The sequence below is a fragment of the Breznakiella homolactica genome, assembly GCF_016616095.2.
Lineage (GTDB): Bacteria > Spirochaetota > Spirochaetia > Treponematales > Breznakiellaceae > Breznakiella > Breznakiella homolactica.
Window position 1 is genome coordinate 384,666 of record NZ_CP067089.2, and the last position, 25,513, is coordinate 410,178.

Sequence of the window (25,513 nt, forward strand, 5' to 3'; positions counted from 1 at the left end):
CAAGTTAGATGTATCAAACGGAAGAAATGCGGTATATTTATTGCCTATGGAAAAAAGTGTTTATAATAAAAAAGAAGATGCCCTTGTGCTCGCTGCTTTCGGGGAACGGGACATGCGGCTTCTTGAACGCCATTGTGACGCCGGAAGGATAAATCTTTGGTTTGAAGGGACCGCCTGTCCCGATCTCGATTTTTTGCTGCCCTGTGAAAAGCTGGAAAAACTTGCCATATTCGGCGGGAATATCAGCGATTATTCTGCGTTAGGCAGGCTGCCGAATCTCAAAGAGCTGTTTATGAATGGCCGCCTCAGGCGGTGGCTGGATTGTTTCGATTTTCTTGGCTGCATCAGATCAGCAGAGAAAATTCAGATCATGAATTATCCAATGGTTTCCTCCTTTCCAAACCTGGCAAATTGTATAAACCTGGAGACCGTAGAAATCTCAGGCTGCAAACGGCTGACCGATATTTCAAATGTTGTGACTATCCCCCGGCTCAAAAGCTTTGGGATTTCCGGTACCCAGCATTCCGCCGCGGAGCTTGAGTTTATCGCCCGGAAAGCGGGAATGCTTGCCATGCAGGTTAGTTTGAAAAATCGGAAAGAGACGGACGCTTTTGAGACCATACGCCAAAGGTATAATTTGGCGGTTTGGATATAAACCGAACACCCGTACGGGGAGAAGCAATGGACAGTGCATTGGAACAGCGGATCGTAAAGCTTTATGTAAACAAAGCGTACAGAACGCGGATCCTTCACGAATTGGAAACCCCTCAAAAACGGAGCCGGGTTCTGCATCGGCTCTGCCATAACTACACCGATATTCTCAAATCCCAGGTCATGAATCCATTGGTTGTATCCGATGCAAAAGAGAGAACAGCCGTAATTTTACGGCACGGAGGGCAGAAAGAGAATTGTTACGTACTATCTTTGCTGAAAAATTATGATGGAATATTTCTGCCGCTGACTGCCGCCATGAATGCTGTCGCGGGAAATGGTATGGCCGCGCTGATATACTGCGGCAATGGAATAGCTTATTTTGAAGCCGAACAGGTACAAGGACCCCCTCCGAGGTTTTTATTAATGGGAGAATAACTGGCTGGATTCATCCAGAATAAAACAGATTACCGGCGGAGGGAAAGGCTTATCATTCTTGGTAATTTTTATTGGTAAAACAGGGATAAATACTGTATGATGATATCATTTCGTAAGAGGGAGAATGGTATGGGAAATGTACCGGAGTGGGCGTCTTTCGCCGATGAAGAACAGTACACGGCTTTTATGGCAGCGGTGGAAAACTATTTAATAGATCATGGCATCAGCTATACCCTTGAAGGCGGATTTGTTAATGCCGAAGAGGACTATTTCGGAAGTCCGCGTCTGGGACTCCAGAATATGCTCCAGTACTGCGTCCAGAATCCGGTTGAGACATACATGGATATGGTGAAGAACCAGTTTGATACAACCCGGGAAAACCATCTCTTTAACGAGGAATTTAAAAAGATTGAGGATGATTTTGAAAAGGTTAAAGAGTATATCGGTGTGCGGATTTACGACAGCGGCTATATGGCCAACATAAGCGGGGATGCCGTACTGGCCCGGGAAATTTCAGAAAACCTTTTTGCCATGCTTATTTTTGACCAGCCCTACAGTGTCAGCAATATCCCGCCGGCAAAACTTGAGAAATGGAACAAGACCGCCGATGAGCTTTTTGAGTTCGGTATACATAATATGAGGGACCATTATCCGGTTCCTATTAACGAACAGGACTTTGAAGGGTTCAGAATATGGTACGCCAGTGTCGGGCATTTCTTTGTTCCCAATATCATCTTTGATCTGAAGGACCGGCCAGAACTTTTGGGCAGCAAGGGGGCGTTAATCGGTATTCCCCACCGGCACGCGGTGATCATCTATCCGATTGAGGACGCTGAGGTTTTACAGGCGATCAATGTGCTTCTGCCTACGGTTTACAATATGTGCGTCCAGGGACCAGGCTCAATCAGCAGCAGCCTGTACTGGTACCATGACGGTGAACTGACGGAACTCCCCTGCGGCGTACAGGACCAGAGTCTGGCGTTTTACCCGCCGGAAAATTTTATCCAGTTTATTCAAACCCTGGATAAAAGCTGAAAAGGTCTTCCGGTATCTGTGTAAAGCGAATGGAGGTAAACTATGAAGAAGAAAATATTTCTGAGCCTGGGCTGTATCAGCCTTTTGTTCTTTTCTCTTGCGGGATGCTCGGAAGCGGGCGGGGCTGACGAAGAAAAAAGTATTTTTACGGTAACGGGAATCGGAAAGGTCCTGATACAGGCCGACGTGGCCAGCCTGAATATCTATTTTAAACACGTGGCCCCCACAACCAGGGAGGCGAAAGAAGTTGTCGATTTAAAAGTTCAGGAAGTTCTCGATATCCTGCGTCAGGCAAACATTAATGATACCGACATACGGACCGTTTCCATAAAATACGATGTGGAGACGAAGTACGAAAACGGTACCTATACATGGATAGGCCAGAAAGCGGAACAGACTATTTATGTTAGGGTAAAAAACATAAAGGATAATCCTGAAATACTTTCTTCGCTGCTGGATAAAATTGTATCCGTGGATAAGGTCTCCGTACGGAACGTGACCTTTGATGTCCAGAATACGGAAGAGCTGTTTGTGCAGGCCCGGGAGCTGGCGTACCGGAAAGCCCTGGATAAAGCGAATGAATACGCCGGTCTTTCCGGCCTGCGTGTGATAAAGACCGTAAAATTAGTCGAGGCCAGGGATCTCGATGTTTCATATTCAATATCTCGGAGTGCCGGGCTTTCATCGGGCGCGGCCTTCCAGGACCGGGACGGAATCTTTGTTCCGAACATTCCCACGGGTATGGAGGAAGTAACCGCGCAGGTTACGGTTGATTTTTTGCTGGAATAGCGGACTACAGCCACGGATGTCTGTCCGCGGCGGTGTCTCCTGTTCTCCGGAGCTGATCACCGCGGGACGTGTGCACAGAAGAGGCCAATACCGGAAAAATAAAATAACCCCGGTATTGGCTTGCGGCAATCTGAGCCGCGGGGTTTTAGGCAACCGTGTAAATTCGTACGTCAGGATCTTTTTTCCATAACCCCTTGAGCCCGACAAAAACATCATTTTTAAACATGTCGCTGCCGAGGTAGTTTTTTGCGTCCTCTTCGCTGGCAAAACCGTGCAGAACCTGTACGTCATCGCCCCTGATAAGAAGGTCTTTTGAAGCGGCTCCCTTGATCTGAGAAAGGAAAGGCTCTTTGTAGTCGGTATACACTTTCGCGGCCGCCGGCCTGTCGTTTTCATCGATGGTCATGGTTATTTCCAGATATGCTTTTGCATTCATAACAAGCTCCTGTAACAATTTTATTCATCATGGTACCGCTGATGTTATGATTATAATAATAGAGCGGCTTTTCGAAGTAAATATATTAACTAATTTATTAGTAACTAATAAATTTCATAGTGAAATAGACTGCTGTTAAACCTGTCCGCAGGTGATGCAGGGGGCTATTTTTTTTGTGATTTTTTTATCCGAATGCTTCTTAGACCACTGGCAGATATTCTGGAGTATGGGAAGGATAGATTCCCCTTTTTTGGTTAAGGAATATTCGACCTTCGGGGGGATGGTATCGTACTGGTACCGGTCAGTTATACCATCCTGAATTAATTCCTTCAGCATGGCCGCCAGAACAGCGTCGGTAATATTGTTAAGCTCCTTCCGGATTGAACTGTACCGCATGATTTTATTCGCGGCCAGTACACAGATGATTCTCGATTTCCACTTGCCGCCGAATATATCGAGACCGTATTCAAGGGGACAGAGCAGTTCCTTTTCAATTTTATGGACATACATACACTAACCCCCTGCGGTAAAGTACTTACTATTATAAATCAGTATATAATTAAAATATATAGTTATGTTAAGTCTATCTCCGGCGTCTTGGCCGGAATTTACAGCATATTCGATAAAGGTTGATTTTGTGGGGCAGAGGCTTTTTATCCGGCAATCCGCGGTGCCGCGTTCCGGCCATTTCCCCATTGTATACACTGTGATAGAATTCATATACTATATTTTTGACCGGGTTGAATCCCTGTTAATTGTAAATTCCGTTTCTGTTTATTCAGAATATTGTTAATGAAAAAAAATAAAGTACCCTGGCTGATTTTTTTTATCCTCCTTCCGGCCGCTGTTTTCAGCAGGGAAGTTAAAATTTTAGTGGCGGACAGGGATCTGGAGATCCCCCTTGAGGGGGCGGTGATCCATTCCTGGGACGGGGAAAAATATCCCTGCGATGATTTCGGCGAAGTCACTATTACCGTCCCGGATGACCGGCAGGTAACTATTCAGGCAACGTATCCCGGCTATGAAACGGGACGGATGCTCATTCCTCTCAGCGGCGACGTGTTTTCCATGGCCCTGAGTCTCGGCGGGATTATGGAAGGAAAGGAACTGGTGGTCGAAGCGCAGAAGCCCGGGGAAAGTGAGACACGGTCCGGCAGAAGCGTGGCGATATCCGGGGAGAATCTGGAACGGACCGCCAAGATCGGTATTATAGAAGACGTTATGACTTCAATAAAACTTCTGCCCGGGGTTGGCTATGCCGGAATGTTCAACGCCATGCCTTCCATCAGGGGCGGCGATCCCGGGGATCTGATGGCCGTGTATGACGGCTTTTATATTGAAAATCCTTATTACTGGGGCGGCGGCGCGTCCATCTTTGATCCGAACATGGTTGCCAGCGCCCAGCTCTCCCATGGAATATTTTCATCCCGCTACGGCCATACGATTTCCGGTATTCTTGAGGTTACCTCCAAAAAAGCCGATCCCGAAACGTCGGAACTGGAAATCGGTATTTCCACCAGTTCGGTAAACCTGAACGCCTCCATTCCGGTGAATAAAAAGGGCGGCTTTATGGTTATGGGAAGGGTGACCTACTGGGATCCTTTTGTCTGGGCTGCCCAGGGGCTCGCCGATGTAACCGGCAATGAAGTCCTTGATCTGGTGAACGCGGTCACCACCGCGCCGTATATAAGAAGCGCCGCGGTTAATTTCCATTACCAGCTTAACCAGGACCTGGAAATCAAGGCGAATACTTTTATCGGCGCCGACGGGGTGGGCGCCGATTACGCCAACGAAAACGACGATTCGGAAGTCCAAAGCAAAATGCATATGCTCTTCAACTGGGATAATCTGCAGACCTTCCTTAACGCCGGCATTACCTATACTCCCCGGCGGGATATGGTCCTCAAGGCACGGGCCGGGGCCGGATTTGAGCGGTCCCGCCTTGACGGGCTTTTCGATTACGATTACGTCCGTGTGTACCGGCCCGACGGTTCCCTGCGGTATGAAATACCCGGGGACTATCTGGATATGGATCTTGATCTGGTTCAGGATGTTTTTAACCTGCAGGGCCGCGCGGATTTTGACTGGGACCTGGGCGGGGGCTTTATTCTCGCCGCGGGTCTTGAGGAATTGTACCGCCGGCAGTCGGCGGAGCAGAGCGGCCTTTTTTTTATCGAGCGGCAGGTAACCGGAGGAACCGGAATTCCCGGGGTCGACTATATCCAGTATCCCCTGCGGATGGAGATAACCGCGGGCAATACCATGTTTACTTCTGCGGCCTATGCCCTGATGGAATACACGAGCCCGGCGCAGCGTTTCGGAGCGGAACTGGGACTTCGCGCGGATCATCTGTATTTTAAGGGCGATGGGTTCGACATTCAGACCATGCCGGTCCTCAATCCCCGGCTGAACCTGGATTTCAATCTTTTTAAAAACAAAGGCGTGTTCCGTTCCCTGGATATTACCGCCGGAACGGGGCTTTTTTCCTCGGTGAACGACGCGGTTTCCTCCATTGAGATCGACAGCGGGGTGGATGATTTTACCCTCACGCCGAACCGTTCCTGGACCAGTGTTATCGGTTTAAAAGCCGACTTTTCCGGGGGCTGGAGTTTTAATATCGAGGGGTATTACAAATACGTCTTTGACCGGGCCTATCAGTACGGTTATACCACCAACGGTATTGATACCGACATGGTATACCGGTTTGACGGCGACGGCATTGTCTGGGGATTTGACGCGATGCTCCAGAAATTCGAAAGCCGCTATTTTGACGGATGGATCTCCTATACCTTTACCTGGGCGAAGTACCATGAGAATGAACGCCCCTCCGGGTCGCTTTCGGCCAGCGGTGAAACGGAACTTGAAGACTCCGGATGGTATTATCCCAGCTATCACCGGTTCCACAATATCAACCTGGTGCTGAACATCAAACCGACCCGTAATTTCAATATCTATACCCGTCTCGGTTTAGCTTCGGGCAGTCCCCTGAATAAGGTCGGGAAAGTTTATTCCTACCAGGTGCAGCTGGTCGACAAGGACGGCAGCCCGGGAACCGTAATTACCAAATACCGACGGGATTCGGAATACGCCGATGATAACCGGACTTCCTGGTCCATCCCCCTGGATGTGAAGCTGTCCTGGTACCGGTTTAACCCAAAGACAAAGGTGCAGACCGAAATTTATCTAGCCGCGGAAAACCTTCTTTCCCTGGTATACCGTCCCCAGGGAAACACCACCTTTAATTCGTATACCGGCACTGAAGATACGGGAAGCCAAAGCGCCAGTTACGGACTGCCCATTCCCATGGTATCCTTTGGGTTCAGATGGAGTTATTGATCCGGTATGAAAAAGAATTATCCGCGGCAGCATAAACAGATTCCCGGTTTCCTCATTTTGCTGTGCTGTGTTTTTTTGTTTGCTGCCTGTTCGACTATCGCGGAAAAGTCCGGCGAGGTTCTGGATGGTTCGGCCTTCAGTGAAAAGGAACTTACCGCGTACCGGTCCGGGGACAGCGGATCCCGGATAGAGCTCCGCCGCATGCGGGAACAAACAACCGGAGCGGAATTTCTGTCCATTACTTCGGAACGGTTCCCCGGTCTCGAACTGCGAACTTCAGTACCCAGGGACGGCCACTCGGTCTCGGCTTCGGAGATAGAGTTTACCCAGGCGCGGATCCTCTCATCCCATGTGTACGGCTGGAACGAGCTGTCCCTGGGGCTTTTCGGCGCAGCTCGGTGTGTCCTGCGGGGCCATGAAGCGTCCCTGGAAATAGACAGTCCCCCTGAGCGTATACAGGTTGACGAAGGCGCCATCAGGCTCAGGAGCAGCCGCTTGACCGGGGCCGCGGCCCTTACTTCATTGCGGAACCGGCGGGAGCGAATCCTTGCCCTGGCGGAATGGATGGACGGCAGTGAATGGGGCGGCCGGGAGTTTTTCTCCGGTGAAGCCTTCGCGGAATACTGGAAACCCATTCTGTTTCCCGAACTGGTGAAGAAAAAAGAACAGCCCCGGGAATATACCACCGAAAACGCGGAATGGACCCGGGCGGACAGTGTCCGGTGGAATACAACCTATACGGAATGGCTTTTTCCCGAAGAACTCCGGGAGCTCCGTGATTCCGGGACTCTGCTCAGGGACTGGGAAGAAGCCGCGGTCTGGATATTTTATGAATGCCATTGGGATTCAATAATAGCGTCTTTTAACGGCGCCAAATTAGCATTGAGGTAATTGTATGGAAGGAACAACATCTTTCTCGCTTCTGGAACTTTTTCAGCTGGGGGGTATTTTTATGTGGCCCCTGCTGGTATTTTCCATCGCTACCGTGGCGATCGCCCTGGAAAGGATAATCTACCTGGCGGGCCATAACCTCAGAATTGACGACCTCAAGCTGGAAACGGAAAAATATGTACGGACCGGCCGTTTCAGCGAAGCCCGGGAGTATCTCGAGAAACTGCGGGAAAAACGCATGGGAGCGAGGATCCTGCATTCCATGGTTTCCAACGCCGAACTTCCCGAGTACGAGCTGGCGGAAAAAGCCGCCGAAGCCGAGGCGGGGGAGTGTGTCGCTTCACTGGAAAGCGGGTTCAATTACCTGACGGCCCTGGGTTCCCTTTCACCTCTTACGGGGTTTCTGGGGACCGTATCGGGGATGATCGGAGCTTTCCGCTCCATCGCCGAGGCGGAGGATGTAAACGCCCAGATCGTCGCCAATGGTATCTACGAAGCCCTGATCACCACGGTGTTCGGCCTCTGTATCGCCATTGTGGCCATGATCGCCTATTCGCTGCTTTCCAATGTGGTGAACAAGTTCGCCGGAAATGTTGAAAAAGCCTGTTCCGACCTTATTATCGATATCACGAAGTACCGCCACTTCGGAAATACCGGCGAAGTTTCGGTACCGCGGAACACGGATTCTCCGGCAGCTGAATAGCATGAAAATCAAACGGCGCAAAACCTTAAGCTTCGGTGAGACCAGCGCTTCAAGCGATGTGGCATTCCTGCTCATAATTTATTTTCTGGTCATCGCGGGGTTTAATGTTAACTTCGGATTTCTTATGACCCTTCCCGCGAAGGATTCCACCAGGATGATTCTGAAGGATGATCTTATGCGGTTTGACATGGACGGATCCGGGTCCCTCTCCTACGAGGATTCCCGGCTCAGCCGGACGGATGCCGAAAAGTTAATCCGATCCGCCGTCCGGGCCCACCCGAACCTGGCGGTGGTCCTTTCCGTTGATTCCGAAGCGCCCTGGCAGGAGGTGGTCTCCTTTGTTGAGCTGGCGCAGAAACTGGAAATCGACGCGTTTTCCTTTTCCATGAAGGAAGAATCATGAAAATAAAAAGACGGAAGCAGGATTTTGTTATTCCCACAAACTCTATGTCCGACGTGGCTTTTCTTCTGCTCATTTTCATCATGCTGGTATCGCTGATCAATTACCGCCGGGAAGTAAAAATTGAATATCCCGAAGCGGAACTGGCAAAGAAAACCAGCGCCGAAAAAAATCTCGAGATATGGGTGGACCGCGGGGGAAATCTCTACCTGGACGGTATCAAAAGCAGCCTTGATGCGGTTGAGGCGGGAATCATCACGGCCTACCAGGAAGCGCCGGATACCCGGGTCCACGTTATCGCCGACCGGGGAACACCCTTCAGGAACGTGAACGATGTCCTCGGTGTTTTGCAGATCCTTCAGTACCGGGTGGTTAGTTTTGTGGTTAAGTAGAACCGGCCGCGGGATAAAAACAGAAGCGGGTTTTCCCAATGATTGAAAAACGGAAAAACAATATTACCAGAATTGTCTCCTTTGCCGCGGTGGCGGTGCTGCACGCTGTGGTTATCTTTCTGCTTGTTTTTACCGTCAGACAGGACATTCCCGAGGAAACTGAGGCCGCCGAGGTGATGAAGCTCGTTGATGTGCGGGAGACGACACCGCCGCCGCCCCCGAAGGAACCGCCTCCGCCGGAAAATATTTCCAATACCGCGGAGGCCGTGGCGGAGACCATGGTCGCGGCGGATGTACCGCCGCCAGAAACGGTGACCGCACCGGTACCGCAGCCCCGGCAGGAAGCTATTGAGTACCTTCCCATGAGCAAAATATCGGTGCTCCCGGTTTTTCCGGAAGATGAAATACGGAGAGCCGTTGTATACCCTCCCATAGCCCTGCGTTCCGGCGTGGAGGGGATCGTGTATCTTGAGCTTTTCGTTGACCGGGAAGGGAATATCCGGGATATCACGATACTCCGGGAAACACCGGAGAACAGGGGATTCGGCGAGGCCGCGGTAAACGCTTTTAAAGGAATAAAAGGCAAGCCCGCGGAGGCCAACGGACAGCCCGTGGCTGTGCGGTACCGTTATCCCGTGAGATTCAAAATCAGCTAGCGTACCGCGTTACGAACTCCGGACAGCCAAACGTTCCTCCGCGTATCTGACAAACCGTTTTACCGCGGGTGACGCGTTTTTAAGGGACGGCACCGCGATTCCCAGGGTGATGTGCTGCGGCGGATCCAGGGGCAGTTTCACCACATCACAGTGCCATCTGCGGGTAATCAGTTCATTCATGACACTCATGCCCAGGCCCTGCTCAATCATGGCCAGGGCGGCGAAATTCTCCAGTGTGGAAAACCGGATGTTCGGAGTTACGTTGTTCCGTTCAAAGAGGGTCACCACGTCATCGTCCCTGCCGAGGGCGGGCATAATAAACCGTTCATTCCGGCAGTTTTTAATCGGGTAGGATGTTTCCGCGGCCAGAGGATGGTTTCTGGGAAGCACCGCCAGCATTGGGTCCTCCGCCAGGGGTATCCAGTCGTAGGGCATCGGATCCTGGTAACTTAAAAACGCCAGGTCCGCTATCTTTTCTTCCAGCCACCGGCTAACTTCCTGCCGGATCCCTTCCATCAATTTTATGGTGATCCGGGGATAATCCTCCTGAAAAACCCGGATAACCCCCGGAAGCCAGTGGGTCGCGATGCTGGAATACGCGGCTATCGTAACGTTGCCTATGGCAAGATCCTTCATCTCCGCCGCAAGCTGGTAGATCCGGTTTTCCTGCATGAGGAATTCCCGTACCACCGGAAGTATTTTTTCACCCTCCGAAGTCAGGGTCACCCCTTTTTTGTTCCGCCGCAGCAGCGGAAACCCAAGATCCGCCTCAAGGGCGTTTACCAGCTGACTCACCCCGGAAGGGGTATAATACAGAATTTCAGCGGCCTTTGAAAAACTTCCTGTTTCCGCGGCGGTTAAAAAAGCCTTGCACCGTGAACTTTCCATGGGTACCTCTTTTAAGTAATTCTTAAAATCGATGTTATAAACTATAGCTTTACTTTAAGATAAAACCATTCTATAGTGGCGGTATAATAAATGCAATCTTTACCGCGGAGACTGCCGGATATGAAAGGTTTTGATATTGAACTGGTCGGAAAAATCGGATCCATGGCGCTGATCCGGAACGGAGAACACGACATTGACTACAATGTGTTCAGCCGGATAGGCAGGGACCTTAAATCGGGAATGGTGTGGGTAAGCTCGGGGGCGGTGGAAATCGGCCGGCTGGATTATATAAAACGAACCGGCCGGGAACTGGAGGGCCCCAAAAACGACGTAATGACCGATTATTCCGCCCAGGGGCAGGCCATTCTGATGCAGGAATACCGCCGGTATATTCCGGAAGAATACTCTGTCCGGCAGCTTTTGGTGGAGCACACCCATTTTAATGATCCCGAAAAACGGGCCCATATTTACCAGTTTCTCATGCGCTGCGGCAGGCAGAAGGCCATCCCCATCGTTAACTACAATGATACGGTGAGCTTTGAGGAAAACCGCCGCTGGGAGCTGGATCAGCTGCGCAGCAACGGGAAGGAAAAGATCGTGGAGTGCGTCGATAATGATGAAACCGCCTCGGTCATCGCGTCGCTGGTTCACGCAAAATATCTGCTGATTTTCACTTCCGCCGACGGTATTTACCTGGATCCCCTCGACCCGGCAACACTGGTTGAACGGGTTGAGGGGAAAGATCCGGATGAATTGATAGCGGCGATTGACGCCCTGCAGTCCCACTGCGCCGGAGCCAGCCGCGCCGGAGCGGGGGGCGCCAAAGCGAAGCTGGAATTTATCAAAGAACCGGTCCGCCGGGGCACGACGGTTATAATCGCCAGTCCCCGATACCGCATACCTGAGGTGATCTCCGGAAGCTGCCCCCGGACGCTTTTTCAGGTCAGATAGACCAGCTGTTTCACAGAATACACACAAAAAAACCGGAGGTCCCTGATGGATATAATCATATCGGATGAATTCAAAGCCATTTGTCCGGGAACCGCCCTGGGGATTCTGCGGTATGAAGCAACCGTGGCGGCGAGTTCCTCTGAACTCCTCGGCGTTTTTGACCGTGCGGCGGAAAAGTTATCCCGGCAATATACGATTGATACGGTGGCGGAAAACCCGCACATTGCGGCAGCCCGGCGGGCCTATAAGGCCCTTGGCAAATCACCCCAGGAATACCGCAACGCGGCGGAGGCCATGCTGCGCCGGATCGTCAAAAATTCCGGACTGTACCATATCTGCAATGTGGTGGAAATCAATAATCTCATTTCCGTTTCCTCCGGATACTCCATCGGTTCCTACGACGCTGATGCGCTGAAAGGCGCCGTTGAACTCCGCCGCGCGGATGACGGAGCCCGCTACGACGGAATCGGTAAGGGGAGTGTGAATATAGAGCGCCTTCCCGTCCTCTATGATGAACTGGGACCATTCGGCAGTCCGACCAGCGACAGCCGCAGGGCCATGATACAAACCGGCCGCAGAAAGATCCTTTCCGTGCTTTATTCATTTGACGGTCCCGGTGATCTCGTTTTCTGGATGGAGCGGTATTCGCAAAACCTAGAACAGTATTGCGGCGTGCGGGGAATCGAGACACGGATCGTATAATTTGAAGAATCCGGCTCGGAACCGGGGTGTTTATGTTTCCGGACCCTAGTTTTTCTGCCCGTAATACGCATCCTTTCCGTGTTACCGTTCCCAGGTATAGATCGCCAGATTGCGGCGGGGGATTTCCATGTTTGCTTCAAAGGCTTCTTCGCGCAGTGATCTGTAGGTATCCATGGGCACTCCGGGATGTGTTATTCATAATCCGTATCGTAAACGTTATGTTCGGTCAGCGCGTTGTATATGGCTTGTTTTTTCCTGCGTATTTTCCGGTAGAGTTCCGTATGTTCGTGCACCGGATGAAATACCGCTGCCGTATGGTTTCTGGCCGCGCTTTCATAGGCCGCGGGGTAATCCGTAAAAAGCCCCAGGTTTTTTGCGGCCGATATCCAGGCTCCAAGGGACGTGGCTTCATGTTCCCGGGAACATACCACCGGTCTGCCGCAGGCATCCGCCTGGATCTGACTAAAGACCGCCGATTTGCTCAGCCCGCCGGCGGCCCGGAAGGTTTCGGGCAATCCCGATAAACCGGCGATCAGATCCGCGTTATCCGCCATTTCCGTGGCAATGCCCTCAAGAATCGCCCGGGCCAGATCCCCCCGGCGGGTATTCAGGCCAAGATTGTAGAAAATTCCCTTGGCGCCGGGATTCCAGTGGGGGGCGCCGGATCCCGAAAAGTGGGGGAGTACGATGACGCCTCCCGATCCCGGCGGTGATTCCCGGGCTTCATTATCCACATCAGAAAAACCCGTTTCCGGGGAATAAAAGGTATCGGTGAACCAGCGGTACACCGTACCCATGGTCAAAGCGCCGGCTTCGAGGATATATCCCCCGGGAACAGCGGATACATTGCATAAAACCCGTTCCCCGGGATCGAAAACCGGTTTTTCCGAAACCCCCAGGACGTACGAGCCGGTTCCGGTACTGATGATCACATCCCCCGGCCCGAGGAGTCCCAGTCCCAGGGCGGCATTCTGCTGATCCCCGCCCGCGGAAACCACCGGCAATCCCGCGGGCAGGCCCGACAGGCGGGCCATTTCATTCGTAAGGGTTCCTGCCGTGCTGCCCTGGTCAATCAGATCGCAGAGTTTTCCCCGTTCCAGCCCGAAAATACCGATAAGCTCATCATCCCAGTCAAGGGTAAAAAGATTAAGCAGACTCGTCCTGCTGGCAATGCAGCGGTCCGTGACCAGATTACCGGTCAGCAAACAGAGAACGTAATCATGGATCCCCGTGATTTTCCATGCGGCATCGTAAACAGCCCGGCGCTGTTCCTTGAGCCATTTCATTTTAACCGCGGAAAACACCGTGGAAATTTTCAGCCCGGATTTCTGGTAAACTTTTTTCTGCTGGGGCTCCAGGGCATGGCACAATGGTTCCGCCCGGGTATCCTGCCACATAATTGCCGGGGCAATCGGGCGCCGGTCTTTTCCCAGGGGGATAATTGACGACCGCTGGGAAGCCAGGGAAATCCCTTCTACGCCAATACCGGCGCTTTCCGCTTCTTCCCGGCACTTGCGCAGTACCCGCGGAAGCAGGTTTTCCCAGGAACGGGGATCCTGTTCGACCCTGCCTCCGGGAAAATAATCCGGCGGATTCATTTCCTGGGCTGCAGTCAGGATCCGCCCGGTCCGGTCAAGGAGTACCGCCCTCATGCTGGTGGTTCCGATATCGACTGAAATAATCCCGCCGTTTTCCATAGCTCCCCCGGTATTGGTCAGTTCCCGTTATACCATACAAGTCCGGATATGGGCAACAAAAAAATCTTCAAACGAACATATTATTTATTACAAACATTCAAAAAAATCATAAATAAGCATAAAAATGATTTTTTTACGATTTATTTTTCTTGTGTAATTTGAAAAGTGGTGATATTCTTGATTAAATTGATTATTTGAATTGGAGGTGCCTACATGAAGAAAACCGGCTTTCTTTTTCTTTCGGTGCTGCTGAGCATGTGTCTTATCGCATGCGGCAATTCGGGCTCAAAATCCGGCGGGGACGGTAAAACCGTTATCCGCCTTGCCCTCTGGGACTATGAATCGGTGGGATACGATAAGGCAATTATCGAAGCCTTTGAGGCGGCCCATCCCGAATACAAAGTGGATGTTATCTCATCACCCAACGCCGATTACGACCAGAAAATTACCACCATGCTGACCGGCGGCGACAACATCGATGTGTTTTACGGCAAGAGCAACACCGCCTATCCGACCTACGTACTGAACGGCTATGCCCGTAATATCGATGATTTGATCTCCAAAAACAACTTTAATACCGCCGCTTTCGGAACCGTGCTGGACCAGCACTACCGGATCGACGGAAAGCTGTACGCCCTGCCGTACCGTACCAATGACTGGGTTATCTTCTATAATAAAAAGATATTCGATGACGCCAATGTACCGTACCCTTCAAACAACATGACCTGGGAAGCGTACCGTGACCTCGCAAAAAGAGTAACCTACGGTTCCGGGGATTCCCAGAAATTCGGCATCGGGTTTATTCCCCGGATGGGATTTGTGGTGCCCTTCATCATCGGCAAGGATCCCAATTTCGATATCATGACCAGCTCCTTTGACTTACTGAAAGGTTCCATTGAGTATTACGTTGCCCTTCAGAATACCGACAAATCCTACGAGCCCTATGCCATCAGCAAGTCCATGAACCAGGACCAGACCTACTTCTACCGGGGTAATACGGCCATGCTCTACAACGGCTCATGGTTTGTGCAGATGCTGGCGGATAACAAGGATAAGTACAATTTTGAATGGGGGGTCGCCAAGAGTCCCTACTGGGCGGGAACCGAACAGCGGGGATTCGCGACCAGTACTCCGGTGCTGATAAACGCGAAGACAAAGAATGCCGACGCCGCCTGGGTGCTGCTTTCCTTTATCTGCGGGCCGGAAGGCGCCGCGATCATGGCTGAAAATAAAATGGTCCCCTCATATATGAACGCCGATACCATGAATATTTACCGGGCTTCCACCGGCATCGATGAGACTTCCTACGCAGCCCTCACGGGAAATAAAACCTACGGATTCGGGGATGCCAATGTGCTGATGGGAAAAATTTCGGGAATGATGAATGAGGAACTGGAACTGGTTATCACCGGCAACCAGACCCCGGATCAGTGCATCGCCAATATGACCAAACGGCGGCAGGAAATTATCAGCCAGGGGTCTTAAGTTTTTATCCAATACGGAACCGGTCCGGATTGGGGCTGCCGGCCCTGATCCGCGGCCGCGGTATGTTTTAGAACCGCATAAAAGGAGGCCATTCATGGCAACCGCCGCAGTACAGGCAAAGAGCCGAGCCATAATCCGCCGGAACCGGCGTACGGCATATCTTTTTTTAGCCCCTAACTTTATCGGCTTTCTTATCTTTACCCTTATTCCGGTTCTTTTCGCGGTGGTTCTCAGTTTCAACCGCTGGGACGGCAACAATCCCATGCAGTTTGTGGGGTTCCGTAATTTTACCCGCCTGTTTTCCGACAGTAATTTCCGGATCTCCCTTATCAATACCGTCATCTATACTGTCGGAACGGTCCCTCTTATTATGGTCATTGCCCTGGGACTTTCCATGCTTATCAACAGCGGCGTCAGGGGCGCTCCGGTTTACCGGGCGCTTCACTTCTTTCCGCATATCTCTTCAATAATCGCGATTTCCGCGGTATGGCAGTTTCTGTACCATCCTACCATGGGCCCCATAAACAAATTCCTCATGGCTCTGGGCATCAGTAATCCTCCGGGATGGCTGTCCTCAACCCGCTGGGCCCTGATCGCGGTGATGATCATGATCGTCTGGAAAAGTGTCGGGTATTACATGATCAGTTACCTTGCGGGCCTGCAGGCTATTCCCCGGGAACTCTACGAAGCCGCTACCATTGACGGGGCGAACAAATGGAAACGGTTCCTCCATGTAACCTTGCCGGGGCTGAAGCCCATCAATTTTTATGTCGCCATAATCTGCATCATCAATTCCTTCCAGGTTTTTACGCCAATTTACGTGATGACCCGGGGCGGACCCGGCCGGGCCACCAGGGTTCTGGTGTACACCATTTACCAGGAAGCTTTTGAGGAATTCAATTTCGGCTACGCCTCCGCCATGTCCATGGTTCTGTTTCTGTGCATTTTTATCGTAACCGTGATTCAGTTCAAAACCCAAAACCAGGGCGAGTAGGGGGACCTCATGGAAAAGAAAAGCGTTATCGGCCGGATCCTTACCTATACCGCCGTTGTACTGTCTTCCATTATTATGGCCTTCCCGTTCCTGTGGATGCTTTCAGCGTCATTTAAAGATGACCTGGATGTTTTCGTGTTTCCTATACAATGGATTCCCGAAACTTTTAAATTTGAAAATTATTCCTATATCTGGAACAAAGCCCATTATCCGATACTCTTCGGGAACACCCTGTTCCTTGCGGTGACCATAACCATACTCCAGATTATTACCTGTTCCATGGCGGCTTACGCCTTCTCAAAAATTATCTTCCCCGAACGGAACAAACTGTTTCTGGCGTACCTGGCTACTTTGATGATTCCCATGCAGGCGATTATGATTCCCCAGTTTATGATCATCCGGTCCATGGGGCTCGCCAATACCCGGATGGCCCTGATCCTGACCCAGGCGTTTAACCCCATGGGGGTGTTTCTGCTCCGGCAGTATTACCAGGGGATACCCAACGAACTGTCCGAGGCTGCCCGGATTGACGGCCTCACCGAATTCGGTATCTATTCCCGGGTCGTCCTGCCGCTGGCGAAACCCGCCGTGGCGTCTCTTACTATCTTTACCTCCGTGGCTGTGTGGAACGACTTCCTTCCGCCCCTGATTTACATCAACTCTCCCAGCAAATACACGATACAGCTGGGGCTGCGGAACCTTATCTCGGAATTCAGCGCCGAATACGCGCCGATCATGGCGGCTTCGGTGATTTCATTGATACCCATTCTGATTTTATTCCTTACCTGCCAGAAGTTTTTTGTTGAAGGAGCGGCGACCACCGGCCTGAAGGGCTGATCCGCCGGGAGACGATTATGGATTTTGCAGTTGATTTGCGCGCCGAACCTTACAGCCTCGATGACAGCCGGATTCAGTGGGTGACGGATACCCTGGAATCAATGACAGTCCGTGAAAAGGCGGGACAGCTTTTCTGCCTGAACATAGTTGACGAGGATGCCGGGCCGCTGCTCCGGCGGCTGGAGGAATTGGATATTGTTCCCGGTTCGTGTATGACCCGGGCCATGCCCGCGGAAAAGGTCAGGGAGAATTTTGAGCGCCTCCAGAATGCCTTTACTGTTCCCCTTCTGCTGGCGGGAAACATAGAACGGGGCGCGGACGGCGTCGCGGATGAAGGGACCTGTATGGGAACCCAGATGCAGATCGCCGCCTCCGGTGATCCGGCCATGGCCTACAAAGCCGGATATTATTCCGCCCTTGAAGGAGCTGCCCTGGGGATGAACTGGAACTTCGGTCCCATTCTTGATATTGATACGAACTGGCACAACCCCATTACCAATACCCGGGTATTCAGTTCCGACCCGGAAACGGTACTCGCCATGGCCCGGGAATACGTCCGGGGCATGCGGGAAGCGGGTATGCTGGTCTGCCTCAAGCATTGGCCCGGGGACGGCCTGGATGAACGGGACCAGCATATGGTTTCCTCAACGAATTCCCTTTCCGCAGAGGGATGGATGGAGCGGTACGGCACCATCTACCGAACCCTGATAGCCGACGGGGCCGAGACCGTGATGTCCGCTCATATCAAGCTTCCCGCCTGGAGCCGCCTGCTGCGGCCCGGCATCGCCGACAAGGACATCATGCCCGGTTCCCTGGCGGCGGAACTCAATTGGGATCTTCTCCGGGGAAAACTCGGCTTCAACGGACTGGTGGTTTCCGACGCCACCACCATGAACGGCTTTATGCAGGCCGCCGGCCGGAGCAGGGCGGTTCCTTCCTGCGTCGCCGCGGGGTGCGATGTATTCCTGTTTGTCTGCAATCTGGAAGAGGATTTCGGTTTCATGATGGAAGGTATCCGGAACGGAATCATCACTCCAGAACGGCTGGACGACGCGGTGCTCCGCATCCTCGGCATGAAGGCTGCCCTCAGTCTGCCGGAAAAAAAGGGGGAAGGCCGGCTGGTTCCCGCGAAGGAAAAACTCCGGACCATCGGATCCCCGGAAATAATCACCGCCGCCCGGGAATGCGCGGAAAGGGCAGTGACGCTGGTAAAGGATACCCAGAAGCTGCTGCCCCTGATCCCGGAGAAAAACCGCCGTATTTTGTTCCATGTTCTGGGGGATATCGGCGGATACCACGATGCTACGAAAAACCACGGGGATTATTTTAAGCGGAAACTCGAAGATGAAGGTTTTTCCGTTACCCCCTTTGACGGAAAGCAGGCGGATATGCAGTACCTCGCAGCGAGCCTCGCCTCTCTGCGGGAGCGGTTTGATCTTATTCTGTACTTCGCCAACATCAAAACTTCCGGCAGCGATACGGTGGCCCGTATTTCCTGGCAGGGACCGGGGGCGCTTAATTCACCCCGGTATATCCATGACATACCGACCCTGTTTGTATCCGTGGACAACCCCTACCATCTTTTCGACGTGCCGGCGGTTAAGACGTTTATCAACGGATATACCCCAAGCCCTTATGTTATGGACGCGGTAATTGAAAAAATACTGGGGCGTTCTGATTTTACGGGGGTATCCCCGGTGGACCCAAGCTGCGGATTGTGGGATGCCCTGCTGTAAATAAAAGGAAGCGACGGACCGGTCTCTGCCGTGAAAAATGGCACCGGTTCTTAAAATACTATCCCCTGAAACGGGCTGTGTTTTCCGGGGAGCACCCGAAGGAGTTACGCATGAAAAAACCATTGCTTCAGATCGCTTTGGACCAGACGGATTTATCTTCCGCCCTTGACGCCGCGGAAAAGATAGCGCCCCATGTGGATGTTCTTGAAGCGGGAACTATTCTCTGTTTCGCCGAAGGAGTCAGGGCTGTTTCGGAACTGAGATCCCGGTACCCCGGCCATATCATCCTCGCGGACTTAAAAGCCGCCGACGCCGGCGCGGTGCTGGCTGAACTGGTATTTTCCCGGGGGGCCACATGGATGACCCTTATCTGCAGCGCCCCCCTGGCGACCATGCAGGCGGCCCTTGATACGGCTAAAAAATACAGCGGGGATGTCCAGGTTGAACTGTACGGCGACTGGACCTTTGAACACGCCCAGTCATGGCTGGCCATGGGAATAACCCAGGCAATCTACCACCGGGGCCGGGACGCCCAGGCGGCGGGGAAGGGCTGGGACCGGGATGACATTGAACGGGTTGAAAAACTCAGCCGCATGGGCATGGATGTTTCGGTCACCGGAGGGCTCACCCCGGAGGATCTCCGGCGGTTCAGGGGAATCCCGGTTAAGTGTTTTATCGCCGGCCGGTCCCTGTACGATTGCCCCGATCCGGCGAAAGCGGCGGGGGAATTCAAAACGGTTATTGACTCGGAATGGACATAAGGAGAACACCATGGCAAAGATAGATACCATTACCAGAGAATCATGGATTTTAAATACCTTCCCCGAATGGGGAACGTGGCTCAACGAAGAAATCGAGCAGGAACAGGTCGCTCCCGGAACTTTCAGTATGTGGTGGCTTGGCTGCACCGGTATATGGCTTAAGAGTCCCGGCGGGGCCAACCTCTCAGTGGATTTCTGGGTCGGCACCGGAAAACGGACAAAGAAAAACCCCCTCATGGCCAAGGGCCACCAGATGCAGCGGATGACCGGAGCCCAGCATCTCCAGCTGAATCTCAGAAATTCAATCTTCCCGCTGGACCCTTTCGGCATCCGTGAAATCGACGCGGTCCTGGCCACCCATGACCACGCGGACCATATCGATCCCAATGTGGCCGCGGCGGTACTGCAGAACTGTCCCGGGGATATTCCCTTTATCGGGCCGGAGTCCTGTGTCGCGCTGTGGACCGGGTGGGGTGTGCCGGAAAGCCGCTGCAGGATCGTCAGGCCCGGCGACAGCATCACAATAAAGGATGTTGAAATCACCGCCCTCGAAGCGTTTGACCGGACGGCCCTTATTACGGCTCCGGCGGACATGGCACTCAAGGGAACCATGCCCAGGGATATGAACCGAATGGCGGTTAATTACCTCATCAAAACCCCCGGGGGCAATCTCTACCACTCAGGGGATTCCCATTACTCGAATTACTTTGCCAAGCACGGCAATGAGCACACCATTGACGTGGCCCTTGGTTCCTTCGGCGAAAACCCCCGGGGTGTCACCGACAAAATGACCTCCGTCGATATCCTCCGGATGGCCGAGTGCCTCAAGGCGCGGGTGGTCATACCCATTCACCACGACATCTGGACAAACTTTCAGGCGGACCCCATGGAAATTGTGGCCCTCTGGAATATGCGGAAGAAGCGGCTCCGGTACGGTTTCTCGCCGTTTATCTGGCAGGTGGGCGGGAAGTTTACCTATCCCGGTGACCGGGACACGATCGAATACCATTATCCCCGGGGATTCGACGATGTGTTTTCCGGTGAAGACGATCTGCCTTATCCGTCGTTCCTGTAGAACGGAAAGAGGAAATCTGTGTTGGACGCTGCGGAATTCCGGCGCATGCCCAGAATCGGCATATACGAAAAGGCGCTTCCGCCGGTAGAAACCTGGAAAGAACGGCTGGAGACTGCCCGGGCCGCGGGGTATGACTTTGTTGAATTGTCGGTCGATGAGAGCGACTCCCGCATGGCCCGGCTCGGCTGGAGCCCGGGAGAGCGGAAATCATTCCGGGATACGGTCCGGGAAAGCGGCATCGACATTCCGTCCCTGTGCCTGTCCTGCCACCGGAAATATCCCCTGGGCAGCGCGGACCCCGCAATACGGAAGAAAGCCCGGAGCATCATGGAGTCGGCCATACGTTTTGCCGTTGATACGGGAATACGGACCATACAGCTGGCCGCCTATGATGTGTACTATGAACCTTCCACAGCGGAGACAAAAAAATATTTTCTCCAGGGTCTGGAGGAAGCGGTCAGCATTGCATCGGGCGCGCAGATTATGCTGGCCGCTGAAATCATGGACCATCCGCTGGTAAATTCCATAACCCGCTGGAAAACCTACGCCGAGCAGATCCGCAGTCCATGGTTTCAGGTTTACCCCGATGTGGGAAACCTCTCCGCGTGGTGGAACGATGTTCCCCGGGAACTTGAGCTGGGTCTCGACCGGATAACATCCATCCATCTTAAGGATACCCTTGCGGTCGGTCCCGGATTCCCGGGAAAATTCAAAGAAGTTCCCTTCGGGGAAGGGTGTGTCGACTTTGTTGAAATCTTCCGCACCCTTTCTGCGCTCAGGTACCAAGGTTCATTTCTTATTGAAATGTGGACGGAAAAGTCGCCGGACCCTATAATGGAAATTGAGCACGCCCGGGAATGGATCCTCGGCAAAATGGCGGAAGCCGGTATATGTGTTGATCCGCGGCCACTCCGTCCGGAAGTTATCCCCTGACGCTGTGCACGCCGGCAGCGGCGGTTGACAAATTCACCTGCCTTATACAACATAAAGGTATATATGAAAAATCTCGGAAAAATTATCCGGCAGCGGCATAAAAAAATACTTGATTACCTCAATACGGTGGATTCGGCTACGGTGTCGGATCTGAGCGCCGAATTAGGGGTGTCCGAAATAACCATCCGAAGGGATCTGAACGTTTTTTTCGAGAACGGTACCATCGAGCGTTTCCATGGCGGGGCGCGGCTTATTAAAAAGAATCTCGAGGAATCGGGGTTCGAAGAAAAAGGAACCCTCCATTCAAAAGAAAAGGATGCCATCGGGCAGCAGGCAAGTCTGCTGGTATCCGATGGAGAAACGATTTTCGTTAACGCGGGATCTACCACCCTCAGTCTGCTTAAACATCTTTCAAACCGGAAAATACGGATAATCACCAACAACGCGGCAGCACCCGGTATTATTACCGCCGAAACAACCATGGAATTAATTCTGGTGGGCGGTGAATACCGGCATACATCCCGGTCGCTTTTCGGCGGCATCGCCCTTGCTGCCATATCCCAGATACACGCAAGCCGCTGCTTCCTCGGCACAAACGGTATTTCCGCCCGGTACGGTATTACCACGTCGGTTCATCCCGAGGCGGCAATTAACCGCCTTATGGTTGACCAGTGCATGGGCACCGTGATAGTCATCGCCGACGGTTCAAAAATAGGGGTGGTTTCAAATTTCTCTTCCCTGCCGATTTCTGCGATCCATATCCTTGTTACCGATGAGTCCGCCGACCCAACGGCGCTGCAGGCTATTTCCGACGCCGGGGTGGAGGTAATCATAGCTTCCGCGGCCGGGGATGAGGATTGATTTTTCTCAGGAAGCCAGTCCGGGGAAGGCTAAAATCTCGTCGATCCGTTCTATGCGGTAGTCCGCGGCCTGGTTTGACCGGGCGTCGCCGATCGCCGCGGCGGCCATGCCCGCGGCTTTCGCCGCTTCAATTCCCGCTGAGGCATCTTCCACCACGAGACATTCGGAATTGGGAATCCCCAGCATCTCCGCGGCTTTTATAAAAACCTCGGGGTCAGGCTTTGACTTTGAAATATTATTGCCGTCACTGACCGCGTCAAAGGCTTCATACAGACCGATTTTATTAAGAATGAATACGGCGTTTTTGCTCGACGATCCTATGGCCGCCGGTATACCCCGCCGCTTCAGTTCCGCTAACGTTTCGGCAACCTTTGGCAGTATATCACCGCCGGTAAGACTGTTAAGCAGTTCTTTGTAGACGGTGTTTTTTTCTTCGGCCATTTTTTGCTTCTCCGCATCCGAATACGTTCGGCCGGCTCTTTTTAAGATAATCTCCAGGCTGTCCATGCGGCTTACTCCCCGGAGCTGGTTGTTGATTTCCTCATCAAAATAAATATTTTCCTGGTCGGCAATTTTTTTCCATGCCCGGTAATGGTACTGGTCGGTGGTAACAATTACCCCGTCTAAATCAAAAATCACTGCCTTAATACTCATGGTTAACCTCAGCTGCCGGAAATTGATAGCAATAGACTGCGTTCCATGAGTATAACGGAAAAACCGGATGTTTGTATATTATCACTGCGAAGTGACCCGGGATCTCGGCTGCGAAGAACCTTGCGAAGCCTTCTGCCGGAGTGACGGCATTATCTACTGTGCCTTAACGCCAAAGGTTTATTTTATCGTATTCCCGGACAGACTCTTTACTTACCCGGGACCTATCCAATACTATAAAAGCATATACGGGAAATATCATTATGAATAAAAACAAGATTATTGCTCTGAGCATGTATACCAAAGAAAAAATTAAAATATTCAGCGGGTCCGGTAAAACCGCCGCCGGTGATTTTTTGAATTGGGATATCCACGATGTAATCGGGCATATTGCGTTTTGGCTTAACTATTCAAAAACCCAGCTCATTAATATGAAAACTAAAAAACAATTTGACCACATAGAAAACCTGGAAGATACAAATTTCAATGCCTATACCATGTATAAGGGAAAGCCCCTTGAGGAAGTCATAAAAGAAACCGAGGATTTATTTACCGAATATCTGCGTCTGGCGGATCCTTTTACCGAGGAAGAACTGGAACAGAAAGACTATTTTCCGGGTGTCTCATTGGAGCTTTGGAAATGTATGGTACTTGATCTCTTTATACATCCCATTATGCATATACTGCATTATTATCTGAAAGAAGGAATGTACCGGGAATTCACGGAGGAAATAAAAACAAGCGGGAAGGATTTTTTGGATTATTCCGGAAATCGTATGGATGTGTTTTCTTTTAAGGAATTTTACGGTGACCAATCGGAAAAGATTAGTCGGTTTACGAAACTCCAGGACTTCAGCGGCGAAAGGGATAATGAGCTGCTGCGCGGCGTAATACAGTTTAATATTGAAGAAAATTGAATTCAGGAAGGGTATCTCCCATGATAAAAAAGTCCCTGTTACTCTGGCTTACAATTATTCCCCTGGCAATCCTGAACGGAGCCCTGAGGCAGTTTGTTCTCGACCCGCTTCTGGGAATGACGTATGCGAAACCCGTCAGCGGACTGATTCTCTGCGCGTTAATTTTCTTTGTTTCCTTTCTGTTCATTCCCCGTCTTGGAAAAGGAACCGGAAAAACGTACGGACTCATGGGGTTCGTCTGGGCATTTTTAACCGTTATTTTTGAGACGGTTCTGGGGTTGGCTTTGGGAAGCAGTTTCAGCGAAATAATCGGCGCGTATAATATCACCACCGGCAATTTATGGCTGGCGGTGGTCCTGTTTACCGGAATCGCCCCCTGGCTGACCGCCAAAATCAGACGGATTATCTGACCGCAGCTGTCTATCCTTAAAGGTTATTTCTTCGGTGTTCCCAGGGTAATGAAGAACAGGGGGTATTCCCCGAGAATCTCAAAACCCAGTTTCGCCGCGAGCTTTACCGAACCGATGTTGGCTTTTCTGCAGTCCCATTTGGGGGTCAGCCCGGCGGCCAGACAATGGTTGATATAGACACGGGCTCCCTGGAGCGCCAGCCCCCGGCCCTGATAGGCTTCATCGGTGGCAATGTCGATCTCCGCTTCTCCCCGGACTACCGAAGCGCTCATGACCATACTCACCATGTTTCCTGCGTCTTCGGTGTAAAAGGCAAACCCTCTTTCCAGGAAAGTTTCCCGTCCCGGCCAGAAATTGTCCACCGAATCGAACTTTGCGGCGAAACGTTTTATGGAATTCCGGTCCACCCGGTACACCGGAAGGGCCGGAGGCGGAAGCGCCCGGCTGAACGCGGCAAAGGCTTCTGGGTTGAACCGGTACCGGTACCGCGGATGTTCCTGAATATCCGGCGACAGGCAGGCCGCCGCGAGTTCCCGCCACTTTGACGTTCCCCCGAACCAGATGTACTGGCCTCCGGTTTTTTCCCTGAGCACATCGATAATTTCTTTGTCAAAAACTTCGGAATCGTCCGCCCCGATAAGATAGATCCAGCCCAGGCAGTTGATAATCATTGCGGTGCGGAAAAAATCCGGGCTGTCCACAAAGATCCTCCCGGGTATGTCCCGGCGGACCACCGCCTCCATAAGGGGATAAAAATTGTTGGACCCATCGATCAGTGACTCAACTTTGTGAAAGTCTTTGGACTGCAATTCCATGGCGAAACCTCTCCAGCGGCATGGATACAATTCCTTTATACCCGGTTTTTCCCGGACTGTATACATACCGGGA

28 protein-coding genes are annotated in these 25,513 nt (G+C 52.0%); 22 read left to right on the forward strand and 6 right to left on the reverse strand.

Annotated elements, in window-relative coordinates; translation table 11 throughout:
- The first annotated feature begins 46 nt into the window (after positions 1-46).
- The 4 genes from JFL75_RS01985 (at position 47) to JFL75_RS02000 (ending at position 2,913) form a co-directional block, all read left to right on the forward strand.
- On the forward strand, positions 47-655 hold the full coding sequence (locus tag JFL75_RS01985) for a leucine-rich repeat domain-containing protein (RefSeq protein WP_215625025.1): 609 nt from the start codon (positions 47-49) through the stop codon (positions 653-655).
- 26 nt (positions 656-681) lie between these two features.
- Positions 682-1,089, forward strand: coding sequence for a hypothetical protein (locus JFL75_RS01990; RefSeq protein WP_215625026.1), 408 nt, complete (start codon positions 682-684; stop codon positions 1,087-1,089).
- Positions 1,090-1,218: 129 nt separating this feature from the next.
- A complete protein-coding gene (locus tag JFL75_RS01995) occupies positions 1,219-2,124 on the forward strand; it encodes a hypothetical protein (RefSeq protein ID WP_215625027.1) in 906 nt (301 codons plus the stop codon).
- Positions 2,125-2,166: 42 nt separating this feature from the next.
- Positions 2,167-2,913 carry an SIMPL domain-containing protein gene (locus JFL75_RS02000; RefSeq protein WP_215625028.1) on the forward strand — a complete coding sequence of 249 codons (747 nt, stop codon included), beginning with the start codon at positions 2,167-2,169 and terminating at the stop codon, positions 2,911-2,913.
- A 145-nt stretch (positions 2,914-3,058) separates the two neighbouring features.
- On the opposite strand, the gene JFL75_RS02005 is transcribed toward JFL75_RS02000, so the two are convergent.
- On the reverse strand, positions 3,059-3,349 hold the full coding sequence (locus tag JFL75_RS02005) for a hypothetical protein (RefSeq protein WP_215625029.1): 291 nt from the start codon (positions 3,347-3,349) through the stop codon (positions 3,059-3,061).
- A gap of 135 nt (positions 3,350-3,484) precedes the next feature.
- Complete coding sequence (locus tag JFL75_RS02010; RefSeq protein WP_215625030.1) at positions 3,485-3,859, reverse strand: winged helix-turn-helix transcriptional regulator; 375 nt, start codon at positions 3,857-3,859, stop codon at positions 3,485-3,487.
- 282 nt (positions 3,860-4,141) lie between these two features.
- Here JFL75_RS02010 and JFL75_RS02015 point away from each other — a divergent pair, with 282 nt between their 5' ends.
- Genes JFL75_RS02015 through JFL75_RS02040 form a run of 6 tightly spaced genes read left to right on the forward strand, consistent with a single transcriptional unit; the run spans position 4,142 to position 9,727 of the window.
- Positions 4,142-6,685 carry a TonB-dependent receptor plug domain-containing protein gene (locus JFL75_RS02015; protein WP_215625031.1) on the forward strand — a complete coding sequence of 848 codons (2,544 nt, stop codon included), beginning with the start codon at positions 4,142-4,144 and terminating at the stop codon, positions 6,683-6,685.
- A gap of 6 nt (positions 6,686-6,691) precedes the next feature.
- Positions 6,692-7,576: a hypothetical protein gene (locus tag JFL75_RS02020; RefSeq protein WP_215625032.1), complete on the forward strand. Its 885-nt coding sequence runs from the start codon at positions 6,692-6,694 to the stop codon at positions 7,574-7,576.
- Between the two features lie 4 nt (positions 7,577-7,580).
- On the forward strand, positions 7,581-8,279 hold the full coding sequence (locus tag JFL75_RS02025; RefSeq protein ID WP_215625033.1) for a MotA/TolQ/ExbB proton channel family protein: 699 nt from the start codon (positions 7,581-7,583) through the stop codon (positions 8,277-8,279).
- Position 8,280: 1 nt separating this feature from the next.
- Positions 8,281-8,682: an ExbD/TolR family protein gene (locus JFL75_RS02030; protein WP_215625034.1), complete on the forward strand. Its 402-nt coding sequence runs from the start codon at positions 8,281-8,283 to the stop codon at positions 8,680-8,682.
- Positions 8,679-9,071, forward strand: a complete 393-nt coding sequence (locus JFL75_RS02035; protein ID WP_215625035.1) for an ExbD/TolR family protein — start codon at positions 8,679-8,681, stop codon at positions 9,069-9,071. Before JFL75_RS02030 ends, JFL75_RS02035 begins: the two co-directional genes overlap by 4 nt.
- Before the next feature lie 38 nt (positions 9,072-9,109).
- Positions 9,110-9,727, forward strand: a complete 618-nt coding sequence (locus JFL75_RS02040; protein WP_215625036.1) for an energy transducer TonB — start codon at positions 9,110-9,112, stop codon at positions 9,725-9,727.
- A 9-nt stretch (positions 9,728-9,736) separates the two neighbouring features.
- On the opposite strand, the gene JFL75_RS02045 is transcribed toward JFL75_RS02040, so the two are convergent.
- Positions 9,737-10,615 carry a LysR family transcriptional regulator gene (locus tag JFL75_RS02045; RefSeq protein ID WP_215625037.1) on the reverse strand — a complete coding sequence of 293 codons (879 nt, stop codon included), beginning with the start codon at positions 10,613-10,615 and terminating at the stop codon, positions 9,737-9,739.
- Between the two features lie 120 nt (positions 10,616-10,735).
- Here JFL75_RS02045 and JFL75_RS02050 point away from each other — a divergent pair, with 120 nt between their 5' ends.
- Positions 10,736-11,566 carry an amino acid kinase family protein gene (locus JFL75_RS02050; RefSeq protein WP_215625038.1) on the forward strand — a complete coding sequence of 277 codons (831 nt, stop codon included), beginning with the start codon at positions 10,736-10,738 and terminating at the stop codon, positions 11,564-11,566.
- Positions 11,567-11,611: 45 nt separating this feature from the next.
- Complete coding sequence (locus JFL75_RS02055) at positions 11,612-12,268, forward strand: B3/B4 domain-containing protein (protein ID WP_215625039.1); 657 nt, start codon at positions 11,612-11,614, stop codon at positions 12,266-12,268.
- A 191-nt stretch (positions 12,269-12,459) separates the two neighbouring features.
- Here the strand turns inward: JFL75_RS02055 and JFL75_RS02060 are convergent, their stop codons facing one another.
- Positions 12,460-13,965 (reverse strand): FGGY-family carbohydrate kinase, encoded by a 1,506-nt coding sequence (locus JFL75_RS02060; protein WP_215625040.1) that lies wholly within the window; start codon positions 13,963-13,965, stop codon positions 12,460-12,462.
- Between the two features lie 213 nt (positions 13,966-14,178).
- Here JFL75_RS02060 and JFL75_RS02065 point away from each other — a divergent pair, with 213 nt between their 5' ends.
- The 8 genes from JFL75_RS02065 to JFL75_RS02100 all read left to right on the forward strand — a co-directional run bounded on the left by JFL75_RS02065 (position 14,179) and on the right by JFL75_RS02100 (position 22,647).
- On the forward strand, positions 14,179-15,450 hold the full coding sequence (locus JFL75_RS02065; protein ID WP_215625041.1) for an ABC transporter substrate-binding protein: 1,272 nt from the start codon (positions 14,179-14,181) through the stop codon (positions 15,448-15,450).
- A 94-nt stretch (positions 15,451-15,544) separates the two neighbouring features.
- A complete protein-coding gene (locus tag JFL75_RS02070; RefSeq protein ID WP_215625042.1) occupies positions 15,545-16,444 on the forward strand; it encodes a carbohydrate ABC transporter permease in 900 nt (299 codons plus the stop codon).
- A gap of 9 nt (positions 16,445-16,453) precedes the next feature.
- A complete protein-coding gene (locus JFL75_RS02075) occupies positions 16,454-17,281 on the forward strand; it encodes a carbohydrate ABC transporter permease (RefSeq protein ID WP_215625043.1) in 828 nt (275 codons plus the stop codon).
- Between the two features lie 17 nt (positions 17,282-17,298).
- The gene (locus tag JFL75_RS02080) at positions 17,299-19,017 is read left to right on the forward strand and encodes a glycoside hydrolase family 3 protein (protein WP_215625044.1); all 1,719 of its coding nucleotides are present in this window, start codon (positions 17,299-17,301) and stop codon (positions 19,015-19,017) included.
- Positions 19,018-19,127: 110 nt separating this feature from the next.
- Positions 19,128-19,778 carry a 3-keto-L-gulonate-6-phosphate decarboxylase UlaD gene (gene ulaD, locus JFL75_RS02085; RefSeq protein WP_215625045.1) on the forward strand — a complete coding sequence of 217 codons (651 nt, stop codon included), beginning with the start codon at positions 19,128-19,130 and terminating at the stop codon, positions 19,776-19,778.
- Positions 19,779-19,788: 10 nt separating this feature from the next.
- Complete coding sequence (gene ulaG, locus JFL75_RS02090) at positions 19,789-20,853, forward strand: L-ascorbate 6-phosphate lactonase (RefSeq protein ID WP_215625046.1); 1,065 nt, start codon at positions 19,789-19,791, stop codon at positions 20,851-20,853.
- Positions 20,854-20,871: 18 nt separating this feature from the next.
- Positions 20,872-21,786, forward strand: coding sequence for an L-ribulose-5-phosphate 3-epimerase (locus JFL75_RS02095; RefSeq protein WP_251106211.1), 915 nt, complete (start codon positions 20,872-20,874; stop codon positions 21,784-21,786).
- Between the two features lie 63 nt (positions 21,787-21,849).
- Positions 21,850-22,647, forward strand: coding sequence for a DeoR/GlpR family DNA-binding transcription regulator (locus tag JFL75_RS02100; RefSeq protein WP_215625047.1), 798 nt, complete (start codon positions 21,850-21,852; stop codon positions 22,645-22,647).
- A 6-nt stretch (positions 22,648-22,653) separates the two neighbouring features.
- Here the strand turns inward: JFL75_RS02100 and pgmB are convergent, their stop codons facing one another.
- Positions 22,654-23,301 (reverse strand): beta-phosphoglucomutase, encoded by a 648-nt coding sequence (gene pgmB / locus JFL75_RS02105; protein ID WP_215625048.1) that lies wholly within the window; start codon positions 23,299-23,301, stop codon positions 22,654-22,656.
- A gap of 260 nt (positions 23,302-23,561) precedes the next feature.
- Here pgmB and JFL75_RS02110 point away from each other — a divergent pair, with 260 nt between their 5' ends.
- On the forward strand, positions 23,562-24,215 hold the full coding sequence (locus JFL75_RS02110) for a hypothetical protein (protein WP_215625049.1): 654 nt from the start codon (positions 23,562-23,564) through the stop codon (positions 24,213-24,215).
- Between the two features lie 20 nt (positions 24,216-24,235).
- The gene (locus JFL75_RS02115) at positions 24,236-24,625 is read left to right on the forward strand and encodes a hypothetical protein (protein ID WP_215625050.1); all 390 of its coding nucleotides are present in this window, start codon (positions 24,236-24,238) and stop codon (positions 24,623-24,625) included.
- A 23-nt stretch (positions 24,626-24,648) separates the two neighbouring features.
- Here the strand turns inward: JFL75_RS02115 and JFL75_RS02120 are convergent, their stop codons facing one another.
- A complete protein-coding gene (locus tag JFL75_RS02120) occupies positions 24,649-25,440 on the reverse strand; it encodes a GNAT family N-acetyltransferase (protein WP_215625051.1) in 792 nt (263 codons plus the stop codon).
- Between the last annotated feature and the right edge of the window lie 73 nt (positions 25,441-25,513).

Coding starts and splice junctions, on each gene's coding strand:
- JFL75_RS01985 (WP_215625025.1), top strand. CDS start 47: ATGGAAAAAAGTGTTTATAATAAAAAAGAAGATGCCCTTGTGCTCGCT.
- JFL75_RS01990 (WP_215625026.1), top strand. CDS start 682: ATGGACAGTGCATTGGAACAGCGGATCGTAAAGCTTTATGTAAACAAA.
- JFL75_RS01995 (WP_215625027.1), top strand. CDS start 1,219: ATGGGAAATGTACCGGAGTGGGCGTCTTTCGCCGATGAAGAACAGTAC.
- JFL75_RS02000 (WP_215625028.1), top strand. CDS start 2,167: ATGAAGAAGAAAATATTTCTGAGCCTGGGCTGTATCAGCCTTTTGTTC.
- JFL75_RS02005 (WP_215625029.1), bottom strand. CDS start 3,349: ATGAATGCAAAAGCATATCTGGAAATAACCATGACCATCGATGAAAAC.
- JFL75_RS02010 (WP_215625030.1), bottom strand. CDS start 3,859: ATGTATGTCCATAAAATTGAAAAGGAACTGCTCTGTCCCCTTGAATAC.
- JFL75_RS02015 (WP_215625031.1), top strand. CDS start 4,142: ATGAAAAAAAATAAAGTACCCTGGCTGATTTTTTTTATCCTCCTTCCG.
- JFL75_RS02020 (WP_215625032.1), top strand. CDS start 6,692: ATGAAAAAGAATTATCCGCGGCAGCATAAACAGATTCCCGGTTTCCTC.
- JFL75_RS02025 (WP_215625033.1), top strand. CDS start 7,581: ATGGAAGGAACAACATCTTTCTCGCTTCTGGAACTTTTTCAGCTGGGG.
- JFL75_RS02030 (WP_215625034.1), top strand. CDS start 8,281: ATGAAAATCAAACGGCGCAAAACCTTAAGCTTCGGTGAGACCAGCGCT.
- JFL75_RS02035 (WP_215625035.1), top strand. CDS start 8,679: ATGAAAATAAAAAGACGGAAGCAGGATTTTGTTATTCCCACAAACTCT.
- JFL75_RS02040 (WP_215625036.1), top strand. CDS start 9,110: ATGATTGAAAAACGGAAAAACAATATTACCAGAATTGTCTCCTTTGCC.
- JFL75_RS02045 (WP_215625037.1), bottom strand. CDS start 10,615: ATGGAAAGTTCACGGTGCAAGGCTTTTTTAACCGCCGCGGAAACAGGA.
- JFL75_RS02050 (WP_215625038.1), top strand. CDS start 10,736: ATGAAAGGTTTTGATATTGAACTGGTCGGAAAAATCGGATCCATGGCG.
- JFL75_RS02055 (WP_215625039.1), top strand. CDS start 11,612: ATGGATATAATCATATCGGATGAATTCAAAGCCATTTGTCCGGGAACC.
- JFL75_RS02060 (WP_215625040.1), bottom strand. CDS start 13,965: ATGGAAAACGGCGGGATTATTTCAGTCGATATCGGAACCACCAGCATG.
- JFL75_RS02065 (WP_215625041.1), top strand. CDS start 14,179: ATGAAGAAAACCGGCTTTCTTTTTCTTTCGGTGCTGCTGAGCATGTGT.
- JFL75_RS02070 (WP_215625042.1), top strand. CDS start 15,545: ATGGCAACCGCCGCAGTACAGGCAAAGAGCCGAGCCATAATCCGCCGG.
- JFL75_RS02075 (WP_215625043.1), top strand. CDS start 16,454: ATGGAAAAGAAAAGCGTTATCGGCCGGATCCTTACCTATACCGCCGTT.
- JFL75_RS02080 (WP_215625044.1), top strand. CDS start 17,299: ATGGATTTTGCAGTTGATTTGCGCGCCGAACCTTACAGCCTCGATGAC.
- ulaD (WP_215625045.1), top strand. CDS start 19,128: ATGAAAAAACCATTGCTTCAGATCGCTTTGGACCAGACGGATTTATCT.
- ulaG (WP_215625046.1), top strand. CDS start 19,789: ATGGCAAAGATAGATACCATTACCAGAGAATCATGGATTTTAAATACC.
- JFL75_RS02100 (WP_215625047.1), top strand. CDS start 21,850: ATGAAAAATCTCGGAAAAATTATCCGGCAGCGGCATAAAAAAATACTT.
- pgmB (WP_215625048.1), bottom strand. CDS start 23,301: ATGAGTATTAAGGCAGTGATTTTTGATTTAGACGGGGTAATTGTTACC.
- JFL75_RS02110 (WP_215625049.1), top strand. CDS start 23,562: ATGAATAAAAACAAGATTATTGCTCTGAGCATGTATACCAAAGAAAAA.
- JFL75_RS02115 (WP_215625050.1), top strand. CDS start 24,236: ATGATAAAAAAGTCCCTGTTACTCTGGCTTACAATTATTCCCCTGGCA.
- JFL75_RS02120 (WP_215625051.1), bottom strand. CDS start 25,440: ATGGAATTGCAGTCCAAAGACTTTCACAAAGTTGAGTCACTGATCGAT.